Origin of the sequence: Pseudomonas sp. SH10-3B (genome assembly GCF_019891415.1) — a bacterium.
GTDB lineage: Bacteria > Pseudomonadota > Gammaproteobacteria > Pseudomonadales > Pseudomonadaceae > Aquipseudomonas.
On sequence record NZ_JAFLXD010000003.1, the window covers coordinates 58,037 to 76,100 of the forward strand.

The window sequence follows — 18,064 nt, forward strand, 5'->3', positions numbered from 1 at the left end:
GTCGTCTTACAGCTCGGCGGCGAGGCGTGAGCCTTGGTTGATCGCGCGCTTGGCGTCCAGCTCGGCCGCCACATCGGCGCCGCCGATCAGGTGCACGTTCTGCCTCGCCGCGACCAAGCCATCCTGCAATTCGCGCAGCGGGTCTTGCCCGGCGCAGATGACGATATTGTCCACGGCCAGCAGTTGCGGCTCACCCTCGGCGCCGATGCGGATATGCAGGCCGTCATCGTCGATCTTCAGGTACTCGACGCTGTTAAGCATCTGCACGCGCTTGTTCTTCAAGCCGGTACGGTGGATCCAGCCGGTGGTCTTGCCCAGGCCGTCGCCGACCTTGGAGGTCTTGCGTTGCAGCAGGAACACCTCACGCGCCGGGGCATGGGGTTGCGGCTTGATCCCGGCCACGCCGCCACGGGCTTGCAACTGGGTATCGATGCCCCATTCCTTCCAGAACGCTTCGCGGTCGAGGCTGGTGGACACGCCTTCGTGCACAAGGAATTCCGATACGTCAAAACCAATGCCGCCGGCGCCGATCACCGCCACACGCTTGCCGACCGGCTTGCGCTCGAGGATCACGTCCAGGTAGCTCAGCACCTTGGCATTTTCAACGCCCGGAATCGCCGGCGTACGCGGCGCAATGCCGGTGGCCAGGATGATCTCGTCGTAACCGCCCGCCACCAGTTGTGCGGTGTCGACACGGGTGTTGAGGCACAGTTCGACGTGGGTGGTCTGCAACTTGCGATTGAAGTAGCGCAGGGTCTCGAAAAACTCTTCCTTGCCCGGTACGCGCTTGGCGATATTGAACTGGCCACCGATCTCACTGGCCGAATCGAACAAGGTCACCTGGTGACCACGCTCAGCCGCTACGGTGGCAGCCGCCAGACCGGCGGGACCGGCGCCGACCACGGCGATTTTCTTGACCTGCTTGACCGGCAAATAGTTGAGTTCGGTTTCATAGCAGGCCCGAGGGTTAACCAGGCAGGTGGTCAACTTGCCGCCAAAGGTGTGGTCCAGGCAGGCCTGGTTGCAGCCGATGCAGGTGTTGATTTCATCGGCGCGGCCGGCGGCGGCCTTGTTGACGAACTCCGGGTCGGCGAGGAACGGCCGCGCCATCGAGACCATGTCGGCATCGCCTTCGGCGAGGATCTGCTCGGCGATTTCCGGTGTGTTGATGCGGTTGGTGGTGATCAGCGGGATCTGCACCGCGCCGCGCAACTTGGCAGTGACTTTGCTGAACGCGCCACGCGGTACTTTGGTGGCGATGGTCGGGATACGCGCTTCGTGCCAACCAATCCCGGTGTTGATAAGGGTCGCGCCAGCCTGCTCGATGGCCTTGGCCAGTTGCACGATTTCTTCCCAGACGCTGCCGCCTTCCACCAGGTCGAGCATCGACAGGCGGAAGATAATGATGAAGTTCGGGCCCACCGCTTCACGCACGCGGCGCACGATCTCCACCGCCAGGCGCATGCGGTTTTCGTAGCTGCCGCCCCAACGGTCGGTGCGGTGGTTGGTGTGGGCGGCGAGGAACTGGTTAATGAAGTAGCCTTCGGACCCCATGATTTCCACGCCGTCGTACTCGGCGACCTGGGCCAGCAGCGAACAGGTGACGAAATCCTGAATCTGCTTCTCGATGCCTTCCTCGTCCAGCTCCTTGGGCTTGAACGGGTTGATCGGCGCCTGGATCGCACTCGGCGCGACCTGTTTGGGGCTGTAGGCATAACGGCCGGCGTGGAGGATCTGCATGCAGATCTTGCCGCCCGCCTCATGCACGGCCTGCGTGACGATCTTGTGCTTCTGCGCTTCTTCTTCGGTGGTGAGCTTGGCCGCGCCGGAGTACACCCCGCCTTCATCATTCGGGCCAATGCCGCCGGTGACCATCAGCCCGACGCCACCACGGGCACGCTCGGCAAAGTAGGCCGCCATGCGCTCGAAACCACCGGGTTTTTCTTCCAGGCCAGTGTGCATCGACCCCATCAGGGTACGGTTGCGCAAGGTGGTAAAACCCAGGTCCAACGGGGCCAACAGGTGCGGGTAGGCAGCAGCGGTCATGGTACAGCTCCACAACGGATCATCACGGGACGTGGGGGGCTCGAATGGCACCCCATCGGTTTATGTCCCACAGACTAAGAGGCGGTGGACAACGGCTCAATGACTGAAACTGACAAGTTATTGATCCAAATGCACAGCGCCCCTTGGCAAGCCGCTGCATGGGCCCTACCCTAGTCGCGAACCCTGCACCCGGTCTGTTGTCTGTTGCCCCATGCGTAAACTTCTAGCTTTTACCGTCTCCATGGCCCTGGTTGCCGCCGTCGCCGCGTATCTGGTCTGGACCCAGGAGCGCCCCGTGGCGCATTACCTGTCGGACCTGCGCATCACCCTGGCCGTGAATGAAGGCCTGCCCGCCGATCGCGGTAACCTGCTGGGCATTCAGCCGGAGCTGTTTCCGGCCGATTACCAGAGCCTGGAACGCCTGCACCTGAAGCTCGCGGCTTACCTGCAAAAGGCCCGGGACCAGGGGTTGATCAACGAAAAAACCATCGTGGTGCTGCCCGAACATATCGGCACCTGGCTCATGTTGACCGGCGAAAAAAATGAGGTGTACCAGGCGCTGCACGTGAAGGATGCGATGAACTGGCTATCGGTCAGCAACCCGCTGCTTTTTGCCCGCGCCTGGATCAGTGCCACCGGCGAAAATCGCACCGATGACGCCTATCTGCGGATGAAAGCCAAGGGCATGGCGCGGGACTATCAGGTGCTGTTCGGCGGCCTGGCCAAGGAGTTTGGCGTCACGCTGGTGGCCGGCTCCATCGCCTTGCCTAACCCGAGTGTCAGCCAGGGACAACTGTTGGTCGGCTCGGGGGCGTTGTACAACGCCAGCGTGGTGTTTAATGCTGACGGCTTGCCCATCGGCGATCCCCAGCGCCAGCTCTATCCGATCTACGACGAGCGCGGCTTTATCGAGCCCGGCGATGAAAACATCGTCAGTGTGGTCGATACACCGGCCGGCCGCCTGGGCGTCTTGGTGGGCAGTGACAGCTGGTACCCGGACAACTACCGCAAGCTCAACGAGCAAGGTGCGCAGTTAATCGCGGTGCCGGCGTTTGTGCTCGGCCGCGATACCTGGGACCGGCCATGGCGCGGTTTCAAAAGTGTCTCCACGCCACAGGAAATCAGCCTCAAGCCCGAGGAGCTCAGCGAGGGCGAAGCGTGGCGCCGCCTGACCTTGATCAGCCAAGCGCCGATCAGCCAGGCCAGCGCCGGCATGAGCGTATTCCTGCGCGGGCAGTTCTGGGACCTGGGCACCGCCGGGCACAGTTTTCTCAGCAGCAACGGGCAGATCAACGCTGACGGCGACGCCCGTGGCGCGCGTCTGCTGAATATCTGGCTGTAACCCCGTGAAGCCGGTGCGCCTGGGGGATCTGTCGGTGGGCTTCGTGCACACCCTGGCCGACGCGATCCACAGCCACGGCCTCGACCCGCAACCGCTGCTGCTGCAATACGGCCTTGACCCGGCGCGCCTCGCGGAAGCCGGCGCACGCTTGTCGATCCCACGTTATATGCGCCTGGGCCATGCTGCCATTCAGTTGACCGGCGACTGCGCCCTGGGCCTGCGCATGGGCCAGTGCAGCCGCCTGAGCCAGGCGGGATTGGCCGGGGTCACTGCCGCCCAGGCGCCCAACGTGCGCGAAGCGGCTCGCACGCTGACCCGCTTCGAAGCGCTATACGGCTCCAACTATCGTGGGCAATCGAGTTTTCACGAAGACGCCGAAGGTGCCTGGCTGCGGTTCTATTCCATCAGCCCGTACAACGCCTATAACCGTTTTGTGGTGGACTCGATCATCGCCGGCTGGCTGCAGCAACTGTCGAGCCTGGCCCAGCAAACCGTGCAGGCGCAGCGGATTGAAATCGAGTTTGAAGCGCCGGACTACAGCGAACGGTACGCGGTGCTGGGCGATGGTCCGATCCAGTTCGGCGCCGAGGCCAATCAAGTGCGCCTGAGCCAATCCACCCTGGCCCTGCGCAATCCGCAGCATTGCCCGAGCACCTGGCAGCTGTTGCTGCAATTGTGTGAAAGGGAATTGGAGCAGTTGACCCGTACCCGCAGCCTGCGCGAGCGGATTACCCGGTTGCTCGGGCCGATGCTCAATGGCGGCCGGGAACCCGACCTGGAAGAAGTGGCGGCACGCTTGAAGCTGCCGACCTGGACACTGCGCCGCAAACTGGCCGAGGAAGGCACACAGTTTCGCGCAATTCTCAACGATACCCGCCGCGACCTGGCCATGACCTACATTCGCGATACGGAACTGGCATTCGGCGAAATCGCCTACTTGCTCGGTTTTGCCTCGGCCCAAGCGTTTCAACGGGCGTTCAGGCGATGGAACAACCAGACCCCAGGGGAATTTCGCCGCAGTCAGCGGCATTCCGCCTGAAGTCGGTCTTACAGCTCGGTGGCATCATCGGCCGGATCCAGAGGATCCAGTTCAAAGGCCTGGTACTCCAGCAGTTCTTCCTGATATTCGTCCATGGTGGGCTCCTTGTTTTGAATTAAAAGCGGCTGCAGATAAATGACCTGCACAGCCAGCCTAAAGTGCCGTGATGACGAAAAAATGTCGACGTCATGACGTTCCTGCACTCCAGGATTAAACGTAGCAGCGTTATGCGGATTTAGCACCGGGGTTTTGAGGCGCGATTGCAATCAGGCATGCACTGAAATGCAATGCATCAAGTTTCAGACTTGCGTCGGCCACGGGTTTGAACACCTGCCTCCACCGCCATCCCGGCGGTACGCTCCAACGCCTCGGCAAACGCCCAGCGCTGCTCCGGTTCGATCTGCGACAGGAACAACTCGTCCACCGTACTTTCGTAGATCTTCCACATTTTTTTACGCAACGCCCGGCCGGCATCGGTGATCGACGCAAATGCGGCGCGGCCATCGCCGTCGGAGCGTGAACGCACCACCAGGCCGTCCTTTTCCAGGCGGTCGACCAGACGCGTGAGGTTATAGCGCTCAATGGCCAGCACATCGGCCAATTCGTGCATGCGGCGCGTGCCTTCGGGGCCGCTTTCCAGGCCCCACAGTGCGTCGTACCAGGCGTAAGGCGGCAAGTCGGCGGCCGCCAGGCGGCGCTCGATTTCACGGATGACCGTCCTGTGGGCCCTGACAAAACGGAACCATACATCGGGCTCTTTCGACGACATGCAACACCATCCGGTGGATTTCAAGAAGGTTGCAATAGTAGCTCATCCCGCGCTAGATTCGGCCATGTAGTTGCAATTGCAACAACTTTGGCGACGTTCCCACAAGGAGCCCGCCACTTGAAATCCGCCGACCCTGGAGCCTCACATGACCCCGAATAACGCAGTCAGACGCGACGCCGATCCACAGGAAACCCGCGAATGGCTGGAGTCCATCGAATCGGTGCTGTCCACCGAAGGCCGCTCGCGCGCCCACTACCTGATCGATCAGTTGCTGGATTTTGACGTGGCGCGGCATGGCGACTTCTACGGGCGGGTGACCACGCCTTACGTCAACACCATCCCGGTGGATCGCCAGTTGCCCTACCCCGGCAACCTGGCCATCGAACGCCGCACCAATGCGTTTATCCGCTGGAACGCCATGGCCATGGTCTTGCGTGCAGGCAAGCACTCAGGCGTGGGTGGGCATATCGCCACTTATGCGTCAGCCGCTGTACTGTACGACGTAGGTTTCGACCACTTCTTCCGTGGCCGCACCGACAACTTCGACGGCGACCTGGTGTACATCCAGGGCCACTCCTCCCCAGGCATCTACGGCCGTGCCTACCTCGAAGGCCGCATCAGCGAAGCACAACTGGATAACTTCCGCCGCGAAGTCGGTGGTGAAGGCATTTCGTCGTACCCCCACCCACGGCTGATGCCGGACTTCTGGCAATTCCCCACCGTGTCCATGGGCCTCGGGCCGATCACGGCGGCCTATCAGGCGCGCTTTATGCGCTACCTGGAGTTTCGTGACCTCAAGCAACACCAGGGCCGCAAGGTCTGGGCATTCCTGGGTGATGGCGAAATGGACCAGCCAGAATCCCTGGCCGCCATTTCCCTGGCCGGGCGCGAGAAACTCGACAACCTGATCTTCGTGGTCAACTGCAACCTGCAACGCCTGGACGGCCCGGTACGCGGCAACGCCAAGGTGATCCAGGAATTCGAAAGCCTGTACCGTGCCGCCGACTGGAATGTGATCAAAGTGATCTGGGGCGGTGGCTGGGATGCACTGCTGGAAAAAGACACAAGCGGCCTGCTGCGCCAACGCATGATGGAATGCGTGGACGGTGACTATCAGAACTACAAATCCCAGAACGGCGCCTACGTACGCGAACACTTCTTCGGCAAATACCCGGAGTTGCTGGCACTGGTTGCGGACCTGTCCGACGACGACATCTGGAAACTCTCCCGAGGCGGCCATGACCCGGACAAGGTCTACAACGCCTATGCCGCCGCCGTGCGTCACAGCGGCCAACCGACGGTGATCCTGGCAAAAACCGTCAAGGGCTTTGGCATGGGCGAAGCCGGCGAAGGCCAGAACATCAACCACCAATTGAAGAAGATGGGCGCCGACGCCGTCAAAGCCTTCCGCGATCGCTTCGGCCTGGAAGTACCCGATGAGCAACTCGCTGAAATTCCGTACCTCAAGCCCACAGCCGACAGCGAAGAAGCCCGTTACTTCGCCGCACGTCGCCAGGCCCTGGGCGGCTATGTGCCCGCGCGCCACACGGCGGTCGAATCGCTGCAGATCCCCGAACTGAGCGCCTTCGCCACTCAGCTCAAGGACACTGGCGAGCGCGCGATCTCAACCACAATGGCCTTCGTGCGCATCCTTGGCACCCTGCTGAAAGACCCACACCTGGGCAAACTGATCGTGCCCATCGTGCCGGACGAATCACGCACCTTCGGCATGGAAAGCCTGTTCCGTCAGATCGGCATCCACTCCGCCGTCGGCCAGCTCTACACCCCACAGGACTCCGGGCAACTGAGCTATTACAAGGAGAGCAAGGACGGACAGATCATGCAGGAAGGCTTGAATGAGTCCGGCGCCATTTCCTCGTGGATCGCAGCAAGTACGTCCTACAGCAACCACGGCCTGATGACCGTGCCGTTCTATATCTTCTATTCGATGTTCGGCTTCCAGCGCGTCGGCGACCTGGCCTGGGCAGCGGGCGATGCACGAGCACGCGGCTTCCTGCTCGGCGCCACCGCCGGGCGCACCACGCTGATGGGCGAAGGCTTGCAGCACGACGATGGTCATAGCCATATCCTCTCGTCGGTGATTCCGTGCTGCATCTCCTATGACCCGACCTTTGCCTACGAACTCGCGGTGATTATCCGCGAGGGCATGCGGCGCATGTACGTCGAGCAAGAGGACATTTACTACTACATCACCCTGCTCAACGAAAACTACCCGCACCCAGCGATGCCCGAAGGCGTGGAAGACGGCATTCTCAAGGGTATGTACCGGCTCAGCGCCAACCCTCAGGCACAAGTGCAATTGATGGGCAGTGGTTCGATCCTGCGAGAAGTGATCGCCGCCGCTGAACTGTTGGCCACCGATTTCGGCGTGCACAGCAACGTGTGGAGCGTGACCAGCCTCACCGAGTTGCGACGTGACGGGCATGCGGCCGAACGCTGGAACCTGCTGCACCCGGAAAGCGAGCCTCGCGTGAGCTATGTAGAGCAATGCCTGGCCGGGCAAACCGGGCCAGTGGTGGTGGCGACGGACTACGTGAAACTGTTCGCCGATCAGATTCGTCCGTTTGTGCCAGGCCGACGCTTGACCGCACTGGGCACGGATGGCTTCGGGCAATCAGACACCCGGGAAGCCTTGCGTGCGTTCTTTGAGGTGGATCGCCACTTCATCGCCCTGGCTGCCCTGAAGGCGCTGGCGGATGACGGCGCGATCGGTCGCGACAAGGTCAGTGAAGCGATCAAACGCTACGGGATCAACGTCGACAAGGTCGACCCCGTAGCCGTTTGATTTACTGCGCAGGCGTCGGCAGGGGCGGAATCGCTTCTGTCGGCGGCGGCAGGTCCGGCGTGGTCGCAGCAGGTGCGGGTTCGGCCTGCGGTGCAATCGGTGCGGCTTCAGGCGCAGGCACAACCGGCTCCGAGGCCGCTGGCGCGGCAGGCTCTTCCTTCGGCGCCTCGACCTTCTCGACAGCCGGTGCGGCCTTCGGCTCCGGTACACCGAGGTCGGCCTTTGGCTGCTCGGGGATATGCTCAGCCTTCTTCACTTCCTGGGGCAGGAACACATCCACCAACGCAAAGTAACGGTCGTAGAACTTCGGCGCGGACACTGTCTCACTGGCCACCTTCACCATCGAGTCATCGGTGGAACCGATCGGCATCGACACCGACCCCAGCACGCCCACACCCAGGCTCGCGGAGTTATTGACCTTCTTCAGTGCATAACGATCCTGCAGGGCGTTGGCAAACATCGTCGAGTGGTTTTTGCCCTTGCCATCATCGGCACACACCACGTTGAAGCTGATCTGCAGGTGAGTTTCGCCGGTCTGCTGGAAGCTCTTGTTACCCACGACCAGTTTCGGATCGCTGCTGGTGATGATGTAGCCCTGGCTCAGCAAGGCACGTCGCGCGGCTTCGCACGCTGCCGTATCACTGACCGGATAATCCCGGGAAAACGTACCGGAGTCGTCGAAGTTCTCATGTTCATAAATAGCGGTCTTGGGTGACGAGCAGCCCGCGGCGCCCGCCAGCACCAGCGCCAGCCCGAGGCTACGCAAGTGGAATGATGTCGACATTGAAAATCCTGAGGAAAACGGTCCGGGCGGTATTGTGCAACAGAACGAGGCCTTGGCGCGCGCATTCCTGTCGGTAAAACGTCACAGGGTTACCCACCGGGAGCTGCAGGAAAAAGCCCGGCGCACATATGCTCGATAAACACGCGCAGCTTGGTCGAGGTATGGCGACCGGGCCACAACATCCAGAAACTGCCCCGGTGTTCCAGATAATCATCCAGCACCCGTTGCAAGCGCCCCTCGCCCACGGCCTGCTTGACCATGTAGTCCGGCAGGCAGGCAATGCCCAATCCTTCGAGCACCACATGGTTGAGGGACTCGATGGTGGTGCTGACCAACGGCGTGCGCAACAGCGGTTCGGCTGCGCCTGGGGCAAGACGCAACGGCCAGGGCTCGAGCTTGCCCGTGGCGCAGAACTTGTGGCGCAGGCAGGCGTGGCCATTCAGGTCCTGCGGTTGCTGTGGGGTGCCGTGCTGGGCAAAGTAGCCCGGCGTGGCGACGAGTACCAACTGGTAGTGCCCCAAGTGGCGCGCCATCAACCGCGAATCCTCTGGCTTGCCGGTGCGAATCACCGCATCGAAACCTTCCTCGATCACGTCCACCATGCGGTCGGAGAAATCCACATCCAACTCGATATCCGGATAGGCGCGCATAAAGTCACTGAGTACCGGCATCAACAAGCCCCGCACCTGCGGCACACTGATGCGCAGCTTGCCCCGTGGCGCTGCACCGGCGTCCGTCAGCTCCTGCTCTGCCGCTTCCACCTCAGCGAGAATCCGCCGCGACCGCTCAAGGAACAGCGAGCCTTCACTGGTCAAGGTGATACTGCGCGTGCTGCGGTGAAACAGCCGCACGCCCAGGCGCTCTTCCATCCGCGCAATGCTTTTGCCCACGGCCGACGACGACACCCCCAGCACACGGCCGGCAGCGGTGAAGCTGAGCGTCTGCGCCACCTGCACGAATACCGAAAGGCTGCCCAAGCTGTCCATGATCCCGCCTTTAGCGATTGCGGACTCTGGCGTCCGATAAGTTCGGAACCTTAGCCTGTTTTTCCGTCAACCACAGCCCCCTACTCTGCCTGCTTGCCCTTTTACCTGGATAAAACGTCATGAGCAGCAGCCCTTCACTCGCCGCATCAGCCCAGCGGGATTCATTACCGCTGGGCGGACTACTGGCCCTGGCCAGCGCCGGCTTTATCACCATCCTCACCGAAGCCATGCCCGCCGGACTTCTGCCGCAGATGGGCGAAGGCCTGGACGTGTCGCCCGCCTTGGTCGGCCAATTGGTCACCCTCTACGCCCTTGGCTCCCTGCTGGCCGCCATCCCGCTGACGCTGCTGACCCGCGGCTGGCGCAGGCGGCCGTTGCTACTGCTGGCCATTGGCGGCTTTGCCTTGGTCAATAGCGTGACGGCTCTGTCCAGCCACTACGGGCTGACCCTGGTGGCACGCTTTTTTGCCGGGGTCTTCGCGGGCCTGCTCTGGGCGTTGCTGGCGGGTTATGCGAGCCGAATGGTGGCGCCACACCTGCAAGGTCGCGCCATTGCCGTGGCGATGCTGGGTGCACCGCTGGCGCTGTCACTGGGTGTGCCTGCGGGCACCTTCCTCGGCACCGCCGTTGGCTGGCGCCTGAGTTTTGCAATCATGACCGGGCTGACCTTGGTGTTACTGGCCTGGGCGCGTTGGCAACTGCCGGATTTTGCCGGCGAACGGGCGGATAAACGCTTGGGGCTGCGCCAGGTGCTGAACCTGCGGGGCATTCGTCCGGTGCTGTGGGTGACGTTTACCTACGTGCTGGCCCACAACATTCTGTACACCTACATCGCTCCGTTGCTGGTGCCCGCCGGGATCGATGCGGATGTTGACCGAGTGCTGCTGGTGTTTGGCCTTTCGGCGGTACTGAGCATCTGGCTGGCAGGTGTGTTGATTGACCGGTGGCTGCGCGCCTTGCTGCTGATCAGCTGTGCGTTGTTTGGCTTGATCGCCCTGGGGTTGGCGTTCTGGATCAATGTGCCAGCAGTCATCTATACCGCCGTGGCGTTATGGGGACTGGCGTTCGGCGGCGTGCCGGCACTGCTGCAAACCGCATTGGCCCAATCGGCGGGCGAGTCGGCGGATGCCGCACAAGCCATGCTGGTGACCGTGTGGAACCTGGGGATAGCCGGTGGCGGACTGGCGGGTGGCGTGTTGCTTCAGGGCTGGGGCGTCGCGGGCTTTCCATGGGCCGTTATGCTGCTGATGCTACTGGCGTGGGCCGGAGCATCACAGACGGCGCCCCAACAGCTGGCCCGGCCACCCCGCCAAGTCGAACGTTGAAATGCGCTCGTAGCCACAGGACTCATAAAAACGCACCAGATCCCCGGTCCCGCCGCCGTAGCAGTCCACACGCAAGCGTGTCACTCCTGCTGCGCGGGCCTGGTCATCGGCGAAGGCCATCATGCGCCGCCCAAGGCCGCGAACACTCGGGTTACGCGCGGCAATCAACAGGCGCACATACACCTCGGGCTCAGTCGCCGACGGTACATAAGGCATGGGATCGCCCAACACCAGCGCTCCGCTGAGATGCCCTCCGGGGCCCTCGACCACCCAGGCTCCGGGCAACGCGCAGGCTTCAGCCACTTGCGCGACCCGCCCGGGCGAAGCCGACCAGGGCTCGGTGCCCCACTGATGGGTATTGCCCATGCCAACGAACCAGGCGATCACCTCGTCGAACACCTGCAGCACGGCAGGAACATCCGCCACACTGGCGCGGCGGATCAGCAAGCCATCCATTCCTTGAATCAACACGCTTGAAACTCCTGGGTCGACGGTAACGAGCACCCAGTCTAGCGCACATAAAAAAGCCCCCGGTCTTTTCAGGCCGGGGGCTTCTTATTCAAACCGATATCAGAACTTCTTGATATCAGCCTTGGTTTCCAGCTGCTTGCGGTACGCCGCGAAGTCCTGCTGGCCAACACGGGAAGCGAGGAAGCGGCGGTATTGCGCCTTTTCTTCGTCCGTTGGGGCAGCCGCTTCGTTGACGCCGTTCAAGCGCACGATCACCAGGCTGCCATCAGCCAGGGTCACGGTGGTGAACGTCGGCTTGTCCTTGGCCGCAGGCTTAGGCATGCGGAACAGGGCTTGCAGCACGGCAGGGTCAATCGTTTCCTGGCTACGGGTAGCCGCTTCTGTGACTTTCCAGGCCTGGCCGTCGACCGGCTGGTTCAGCGGGGTCTTACCGTCACGCAGGCTGGCGATCAACTCGTCAGCGTGAGTCTTGGCAGCCGCGCTGGCGCGCTCTTTGGCCATCTGAGTGCGAATCGCCGCAGCAACGCTTTCCAGCGGCAGTTGCGCAGGTTTGCGGTGCTCTTTGGCACGCAGCACGATGATGGTTTCCGGGTCCAGCTCGATGGCGGTGCTGTTGGCACCCTCATCCAACACTTCCGGGCTGAACGCTGCGGTAACTACGGCACGGTTGGCCGCAACACCCTCACCACCTTCACGGCCGAACGGCGCGGAGGTGTGCACGCTCAGCTTCAGGTCCGATGCTGGTTGGGCCAGGTCAGAGGCTTCGAATGCCGCATCTTCCAATTGCTTGGTCGCTTCGACAAAACGCTGCTCAACCTGTTGGGTCTTGAGCTCGCGGGTCAGCTTGTCTTTCAGGCTGGCAAACGTCGGCACTTGCGGTGCTTCAACGCCCAACAGCTTGATCAAGTGCCAACCGAAGGTGCTGCGCACTGGCGCCGAAACCTGGTCTTTGTTCAGCGCGTACAAGGCTGCTTCGAAGTCCGGGTCGTAGACGCCTGGGCCGGCAAAGCCGAGGTCGCCACCGTTGTTGGCCGAACCTGGATCCTGGGAGAACTCCTTGGCCAGGGCATCGAACTTCTCCCCCTTGGCCAGGCGTGCCTGGATTTCTTCGATCTTGGCCTTGGCTTGCGCCTCGGTGACCTTGTCGTTGACTTCAATCAGGATGTGCGCCGCACGACGCTGTTCAGCGAGGTTGGCGGTTTCTTTCTGATAAGCAGCCTGCAGCTCATCGTCCTTGACGCTGACCTGGTCGAAGAAGGACGACTTCTTCAGTTCCAGGTAGTCGATGACCACTTGGTCCGGGGTCATGAACTCTTTGGCGTGCTGGTCATAGTAAGCCTTGACCTCGTCGTCGGTGAGTTTCACCGCCGCAGGGTTGGCCTTGATATTGACGGTGGCAAAATCGCGGGTCTGTTTTTCCAGACGGGCGAATGCCAGCACTTCGGCGTCGGTCACGAAACCGCTGCCGGCAATACCTGCGCGTACCTGGCCGATCAGCATTTCCTGGGTCAGCATCTGACGGAACTGCAGACGGCTGTAGCCCAGTTGGCGGATCACCTGATCAAAACGTTCGGCATTGAACTTGCCGTCCACCTGGAATTCCGGCGTTTGCAGGATCACCTGGTCCAGCGCAGCTTCAGAGAAGCCAAACTTGGAATCGGCGGCGCCTTGCAGCAGCAGTTTGCGATCGATCAGACCCTTGAGGGCCGCTTCGCGCAGCAGTTTTTCGTCCAGCAGTGAAGCATCGAAATCCTTGCCCAGCTGTTGCATCAGCTGGCGACGTTGCATGTCGACGGCCTGGCTCAGTTCGGTTTGGGTGATCTCTTCACCGTTGACCTTGGCCACGTCCTGCTTGGTGTTGGTCGAAGCCTGGAAAATGGCCTCGATACCGGTGAACGCCATCAATGCGACGATGATCCCGATAATGGTCTTGGCAATCCAGCCTTGTGAATTGTCCCTGATATTTTGCAGCATGCGTCCCCCAGAAACGGTTGAACTTCAAAAATTGGCAACCGTGGAGCGTGGGTAGAGTCCGGATAGAAGAAAGGCGCATCCGAGGATGCGCCTTCTCGTAACTGGCGGAGCGGACGGGGGGTTGAACTTGAACCCCCGGCTTGGCGACCCGATGGATACTGGGGTCAGCTGTCGCTCCGCTGCCAGGCCAGACCTGCGTCTGACCCGGGTCGGTAAAGGCTCGATCGAAGCTTAGTTAACCGCTTCTTTCAGGGCTTTACCGGCTTTGAAACCTGGTTTCTTGGCAGCAGCGATTTGCAGTGCTTTGCCAGTCTGTGGGTTGCGGCCAGTGCGAGCTGGGCGGTCAGTCACAGAGAAAGTACCGAAGCCTACCAGTACCACGGAGTCGCCGGCCTTCAGAGCGCCAGTGACGGATTCGATTACTGCATCCAGCGCACGGCCAGCAGCAGCTTTCGGGATATCAGCGGATGCAGCGATAGCATCAATCAGTTCCGACTTGTTCACTCTAAGTCCCCTTATATATCTATTGAGTATGATTCTAAGTTTTTTGGTAAACAGCAAAAACCAGTGCTGAATGGCCTACAGACACTTAAGAGCCGCTTTATAACAAGGGCTCTAAAAAGCTGTCAAGGAAGCACCCAGGCTTATTCACATTAATGCGTGCTAATTCTTTCCTTGGAATCAGACTCTCGTTTTTCGTCCTTTGCAACTATCTCCGGAGCCACATCCGGCAAGGGCTCCGGCGCGTATTGCAGCGCAATTTGCAGGACCTCGTCAATCCATTTAACCGGTTTAATCTGGAGATCCTGCTTGATATTGTCAGGAATTTCCTTCAAGTCGCGAACATTCTCTTCAGGAATGATCACGGTCTTGATTCCACCCCGGTGCGCCGCCAGCAATTTCTCCTTCAGGCCACCGATGGCCAATACCTGACCACGCAGGGTGATTTCCCCGGTCATGGCCACGTCGGCGCGCACCGGAATGCCGGTCAACGCCGATACCAGGGCCGTGCACATGCCTACGCCAGCGCTAGGGCCGTCTTTAGGAGTGGCCCCTTCCGGCATGTGGATGTGAGTGTCGTGCTTCTCGTGGAAGTCCAGGGGGATCCCCAGGCTCCGCGCGCGGCTGCGCACCACGGTCTGCGCGGCGGTAATGGATTCGACCATCACGTCCCCGAGGGAGCCGGTCTTGATCAACTGGCCTTTGCCGGGGATCACCGCAGCTTCGATGGTCAGCAATTCACCGCCCACCTGGGTCCACGCCAGGCCAGTCACCTGCCCTACTTGATCCTGCTGCTCAGCCAGGCCGTAACGGAATTTACGCACGCCCAGGAAGTGCTCAAGAGCGTCGGCCGTGACCTTCACCGAGAAGCGTTTTTCCAGTGCGTGCTCCTTGACCGCCTTGCGGCAAATCTTCGCGATCTGGCGCTCAAGGCCCCGTACACCGGCCTCGCGAGTGTAATAACGCACAATGTCGCGGATCGACTCGACGTCGAATTCGATCTCGCCCTTCTTCAGGCCGTTGGCCGAAATCTGCTTGGGCGCGAGGTATTTGACGGCGATGTTGATCTTCTCGTCTTCGGTGTAACCCGGCAGACGAATCACCTCCATCCGGTCCAGCAATGCTGGCGGAATGTTCATGGAGTTGGAGGTGCACAGGAACATTACGTCGGACAGGTCGTAGTCGACCTCCAGGTAATGGTCGTTGAAGTTGTGGTTCTGCTCAGGGTCGAGCACTTCCAGCAAGGCCGATGCCGGATCGCCACGCATGTCGCTGCCCATTTTGTCGATTTCATCGAGCAGGAAAAGCGGGTTGCGCACACCCACCTTTGTCATTTTTTGAATCAATCTTCCTGGCATCGAACCGATGTAAGTCCGGCGATGACCACGAATTTCCGCTTCATCGCGCACACCACCGAGGGCCATACGCACGAATTTACGGTTAGTGGCATTGGCGATGGACTCGGCCAGGGAGGTTTTACCCACGCCAGGCGGGCCAACCAGGCACAACACGGGGCCACGAATCTTCTTCACGCGCTTTTGCACGGCGAGGTATTCGAGGATGCGTTCTTTGACTTCTTCGAGACCATAGTGGTCGGCATCAAGAATGTCTTCCGCGCGCGCCAGGTCCAGGCGTACCTTGGTCTGGGCCTTCCACGGCACCTGCACCAGCCAGTCGATGTACGAGCGCACCACGGTGGCCTCGGCGGACATCGGCGACATCTGCTTGAGCTTGTTCAACTCGGCGGTGGCTTTGGTCAGGGCGTCTTTCGGCAGGCCGGCAGCATCGATGCGCTTTTTCAGCTCTTCGATTTCGTTGTGGCCTTCCTCGCTGTCGCCGAGTTCCTTCTGAATGGCCTTCATCTGCTCATTCAGGTAGTACTCGCGCTGGCTGCGCTCCATTTGTTTTTTGACACGACCACGGATGCGCTTCTCGACCTGGAGCAGATCGATTTAGGCATCCAGCAATGCCAGCACGTGTTCGACACGGGCCGAGAGGTCGATGATTTCAAGGATGTCTTGCTTCTGCTCGATCTTCAGCGCCATGTGCGCGGCCATGGTGTCGACCAGGCGGCTTGGCTCATCGATGCTATTGAGGGAAGACAGGACTTCAGCCGGGACTTTCTTGCCCAACTGCACATACTGCTCAAATTGCGAGAGCAGGCTGCGTACAAATACTTCGGACTCGCGCTCAGGCGCCTCGACTTCGTCGATCAGCACTACTTCAGCGCGCAGGTGGCCATCCACCTCCATGAAGCGCTCGACTGCACCGCGCTGCTCGCCTTCCACCAGCACCTTGACGGTGCCGTCAGGCAGTTTGAGCAGTTGCAGGACAGTGGCAATGGTGCCGACGCGATACAGGGCATCTTCGCCTGGATCATCATCAGCAGGATTTCTCTGGGCCAACAGCAGGATCTGCTTGTCGCCCGTCATCGCGGCCTCAAGGGCTTCGATAGACTTCTCGCGCCCCACGAACAGCGGGATAACCATGTGCGGATAGACGACGACATCACGCAACGGCAGGAGAGGCAATTCGATGGTTGTCTTCATGATTTCGCCTCTATGACAGTTGAAAAATAAACTTGAAACCAAGATGGGGGCTACGTGTAAAAAAAACAAGCTCAATGCTGGCAGTTACACGCAGTAAAAATCCTTATGAAAAACAAAGGGGCCCCTAGAGGCCCCTTGTTTGTACCGAAACTGCGAAACGCTTACGCGTCAGGCGCAGCCTTGGCAGTCGGCTCACTGTTTTCATAGATATACAGTGGCTTGGACTTGCCTTCTATAACGCTTTCGTCGATCACCACTTTACTCACCTCTGACTGCGAGGGGATCTCGTACATGGTGTCGAGCAATACGCCTTCGAGGATAGACCGCAGACCACGTGCACCGGTCTTGCGCTCCAGTGCCCGCTTGGCTACCGACTTGAGTGCGTCAGTACGGAACTCAAGGTCCACACCTTCCATCTCGAACAGCTTGGCATATTGCTTGGTCAGGGCGTTTTTCGGTTCGGTGAGGATCTGAATCAGAGCCGCCTCATCCAACTCGTCCAACGTGGCCAGGACCGGCAGACGGCCAACGAATTCCGGGATCAGACCGAACTTGACCAGATCGTCAGGCTCGACTTCACGCAGGGACTCGCCCACCTTCTTGCCTTCTTCCTTGCTGCGAACTTCTGCACTGAAACCGATGCCGCCACGGGTAGACCGTTGCTGAATAACCTTCTCCAGGCCGGAGAACGCACCGCCACAGATAAACAGGATGTTGCGCGTATCAACCTGAAGGAATTCCTGCTGCGGGTGCTTGCGGCCGCCTTGTGGCGGTACGGAAGCTACCGTGCCTTCGATCAGTTTCAACAGTGCCTGCTGCACGCCCTCACCGGAAACGTCCCGGGTGATCGACGGGTTGTCGGACTTGCGCGAGATCTTGTCGATTTCGTCGATGTAGACAATACCCATCTGGGCTTTCTCTACGTCGTAGTCGCACTTTTGCAGCAGTTTCTGAATGATGTTCTCGACATCCTCACCCACGTAACCGGCCTCAGTGAGGGTGGTGGCGTCGGCGATGGTGAACGGAACGTTCAGCAGGCGAGCGAGGGTTTCTGCAAGCAGGGTCTTACCCGAGCCTGTAGGACCGATCAGCAAGATGTTGCTCTTGCCGAGTTCGACTTCGTCGCCTTTCTTGTCACGCTGGTTCAGACGCTTGTAGTGGTTGTACACCGCTACGGCCAGAACCTTCTTTGCACGCTCTTGACCAATCACATACTGATCAAGGATGCCGCTGATTTCTTTAGGCGAAGGCAATTTATGCGCGCTGCTTTCGGCCTGGGCTTCCTGCACCTCCTCACGGATGATGTCATTGCACAGGTCGACGCACTCGTCGCAGATAAAGACCGAGGGGCCGGCAATCAATTTGCGCACTTCATGCTGGCTTTTGCCACAGAAGGAGCAATAGAGCAGCTTGCCGTTGTCCTCGCCGTTGCGGGTGTCAGTCATTCGTTCGATCCAAATCCGATAGGCTTG

General features: G+C 60.4%; 13 protein-coding genes and 1 pseudogene. 4 read left to right on the plus strand and 10 right to left on the minus strand.

Annotated elements, in window-relative coordinates:
* Positions 1-6: 6 nt before the first annotated feature.
* Positions 7-2,046, minus strand: a complete 2,040-nt coding sequence (locus J1G35_RS03360; protein ID WP_223013506.1) for an NADPH-dependent 2,4-dienoyl-CoA reductase — start codon at positions 2,044-2,046, stop codon at positions 7-9.
* 211 nt (positions 2,047-2,257) lie between these two features.
* On the opposite strand from J1G35_RS03360, the gene J1G35_RS03365 reads away from it, so the two are divergent.
* The gene (locus J1G35_RS03365) at positions 2,258-3,388 is read left to right on the plus strand and encodes a carbon-nitrogen hydrolase family protein (RefSeq protein ID WP_223013508.1); all 1,131 of its coding nucleotides are present in this window, start codon (positions 2,258-2,260) and stop codon (positions 3,386-3,388) included.
* A gap of 4 nt (positions 3,389-3,392) precedes the next feature.
* Positions 3,393-4,427, plus strand: a complete 1,035-nt coding sequence (locus J1G35_RS03370; protein ID WP_053138451.1) for an AraC family transcriptional regulator — start codon at positions 3,393-3,395, stop codon at positions 4,425-4,427.
* Positions 4,428-4,435: 8 nt separating this feature from the next.
* Here the strand turns inward: J1G35_RS03370 and J1G35_RS03375 are convergent, their stop codons facing one another.
* Complete coding sequence (locus J1G35_RS03375) at positions 4,436-4,693, minus strand: hypothetical protein (RefSeq protein WP_137212152.1); 258 nt, start codon at positions 4,691-4,693, stop codon at positions 4,436-4,438.
* Between the two features lie 26 nt (positions 4,694-4,719).
* A complete protein-coding gene (locus J1G35_RS03380) occupies positions 4,720-5,196 on the minus strand; it encodes a MarR family transcriptional regulator (RefSeq protein WP_223013510.1) in 477 nt (158 codons plus the stop codon).
* Positions 5,197-5,341: 145 nt separating this feature from the next.
* On the opposite strand from J1G35_RS03380, the gene aceE reads away from it, so the two are divergent.
* Positions 5,342-8,002 (plus strand): pyruvate dehydrogenase (acetyl-transferring), homodimeric type, encoded by a 2,661-nt coding sequence (aceE, locus tag J1G35_RS03385; RefSeq protein WP_223013512.1) that lies wholly within the window; start codon positions 5,342-5,344, stop codon positions 8,000-8,002.
* 1 nt (position 8,003) lies between these two features.
* Here aceE and J1G35_RS03390 read toward each other — a convergent pair whose 3' ends face one another.
* Positions 8,004-8,786, minus strand: coding sequence for a DUF2242 domain-containing protein (locus J1G35_RS03390; protein ID WP_053138459.1), 783 nt, complete (start codon positions 8,784-8,786; stop codon positions 8,004-8,006).
* Positions 8,787-8,875: 89 nt separating this feature from the next.
* Entirely contained in the window at positions 8,876-9,772 is an 897-nt protein-coding gene (locus J1G35_RS03395; RefSeq protein WP_053138461.1) for a LysR family transcriptional regulator, read from the minus strand.
* 119 nt (positions 9,773-9,891) lie between these two features.
* On the opposite strand from J1G35_RS03395, the gene J1G35_RS03400 reads away from it, so the two are divergent.
* On the plus strand, positions 9,892-11,097 hold the full coding sequence (locus tag J1G35_RS03400) for an MFS transporter (protein WP_223013514.1): 1,206 nt from the start codon (positions 9,892-9,894) through the stop codon (positions 11,095-11,097).
* Here J1G35_RS03400 and J1G35_RS03405 read toward each other — a convergent pair.
* The 5 genes and pseudogenes from J1G35_RS03405 to clpX all read right to left on the minus strand — a co-directional run bounded on the left by J1G35_RS03405 (position 11,044) and on the right by clpX (position 18,037).
* On the minus strand, positions 11,044-11,568 hold the full coding sequence (locus tag J1G35_RS03405; protein ID WP_347709449.1) for a GNAT family N-acetyltransferase: 525 nt from the start codon (positions 11,566-11,568) through the stop codon (positions 11,044-11,046). The genes J1G35_RS03400 and J1G35_RS03405 overlap by 54 nt on opposite strands.
* 99 nt (positions 11,569-11,667) lie before the next feature.
* Positions 11,668-13,542, minus strand: a complete 1,875-nt coding sequence (locus J1G35_RS03410) for a SurA N-terminal domain-containing protein (protein WP_223013516.1) — start codon at positions 13,540-13,542, stop codon at positions 11,668-11,670.
* Between the two features lie 231 nt (positions 13,543-13,773).
* On the minus strand, positions 13,774-14,046 hold the full coding sequence (locus J1G35_RS03415) for an HU family DNA-binding protein (RefSeq protein ID WP_003174819.1): 273 nt from the start codon (positions 14,044-14,046) through the stop codon (positions 13,774-13,776).
* 149 nt (positions 14,047-14,195) lie between these two features.
* A pseudogene (lon, locus tag J1G35_RS03420) lies at positions 14,196-16,592 on the minus strand (endopeptidase La).
* Between the two features lie 161 nt (positions 16,593-16,753).
* Positions 16,754-18,037, minus strand: a complete 1,284-nt coding sequence (clpX, locus tag J1G35_RS03425) for an ATP-dependent Clp protease ATP-binding subunit ClpX (RefSeq protein WP_003238279.1) — start codon at positions 18,035-18,037, stop codon at positions 16,754-16,756.
* Between the last annotated feature and the right edge of the window lie 27 nt (positions 18,038-18,064).

What these genes read in the sequence shown, in the direction of transcription:
- aceE (WP_223013512.1), top strand. Translation starts at nt 5,342, where the DNA reads ATGACCCCGAATAACGCAGTCAGACGCGACGCCGATCCACAGGAAACC.
- J1G35_RS03410 (WP_223013516.1), bottom strand. Translation starts at nt 13,542, where the DNA reads ATGCTGCAAAATATCAGGGACAATTCACAAGGCTGGATTGCCAAGACC.
- J1G35_RS03395 (WP_053138461.1), bottom strand. Translation starts at nt 9,772, where the DNA reads ATGGACAGCTTGGGCAGCCTTTCGGTATTCGTGCAGGTGGCGCAGACG.
- J1G35_RS03365 (WP_223013508.1), top strand. Translation starts at nt 2,258, where the DNA reads ATGCGTAAACTTCTAGCTTTTACCGTCTCCATGGCCCTGGTTGCCGCC.
- J1G35_RS03360 (WP_223013506.1), bottom strand. Translation starts at nt 2,046, where the DNA reads ATGACCGCTGCTGCCTACCCGCACCTGTTGGCCCCGTTGGACCTGGGT.
- clpX (WP_003238279.1), bottom strand. Translation starts at nt 18,037, where the DNA reads ATGACTGACACCCGCAACGGCGAGGACAACGGCAAGCTGCTCTATTGC.
- J1G35_RS03390 (WP_053138459.1), bottom strand. Translation starts at nt 8,786, where the DNA reads ATGTCGACATCATTCCACTTGCGTAGCCTCGGGCTGGCGCTGGTGCTG.
- J1G35_RS03400 (WP_223013514.1), top strand. Translation starts at nt 9,892, where the DNA reads ATGAGCAGCAGCCCTTCACTCGCCGCATCAGCCCAGCGGGATTCATTA.
- J1G35_RS03380 (WP_223013510.1), bottom strand. Translation starts at nt 5,196, where the DNA reads ATGTCGTCGAAAGAGCCCGATGTATGGTTCCGTTTTGTCAGGGCCCAC.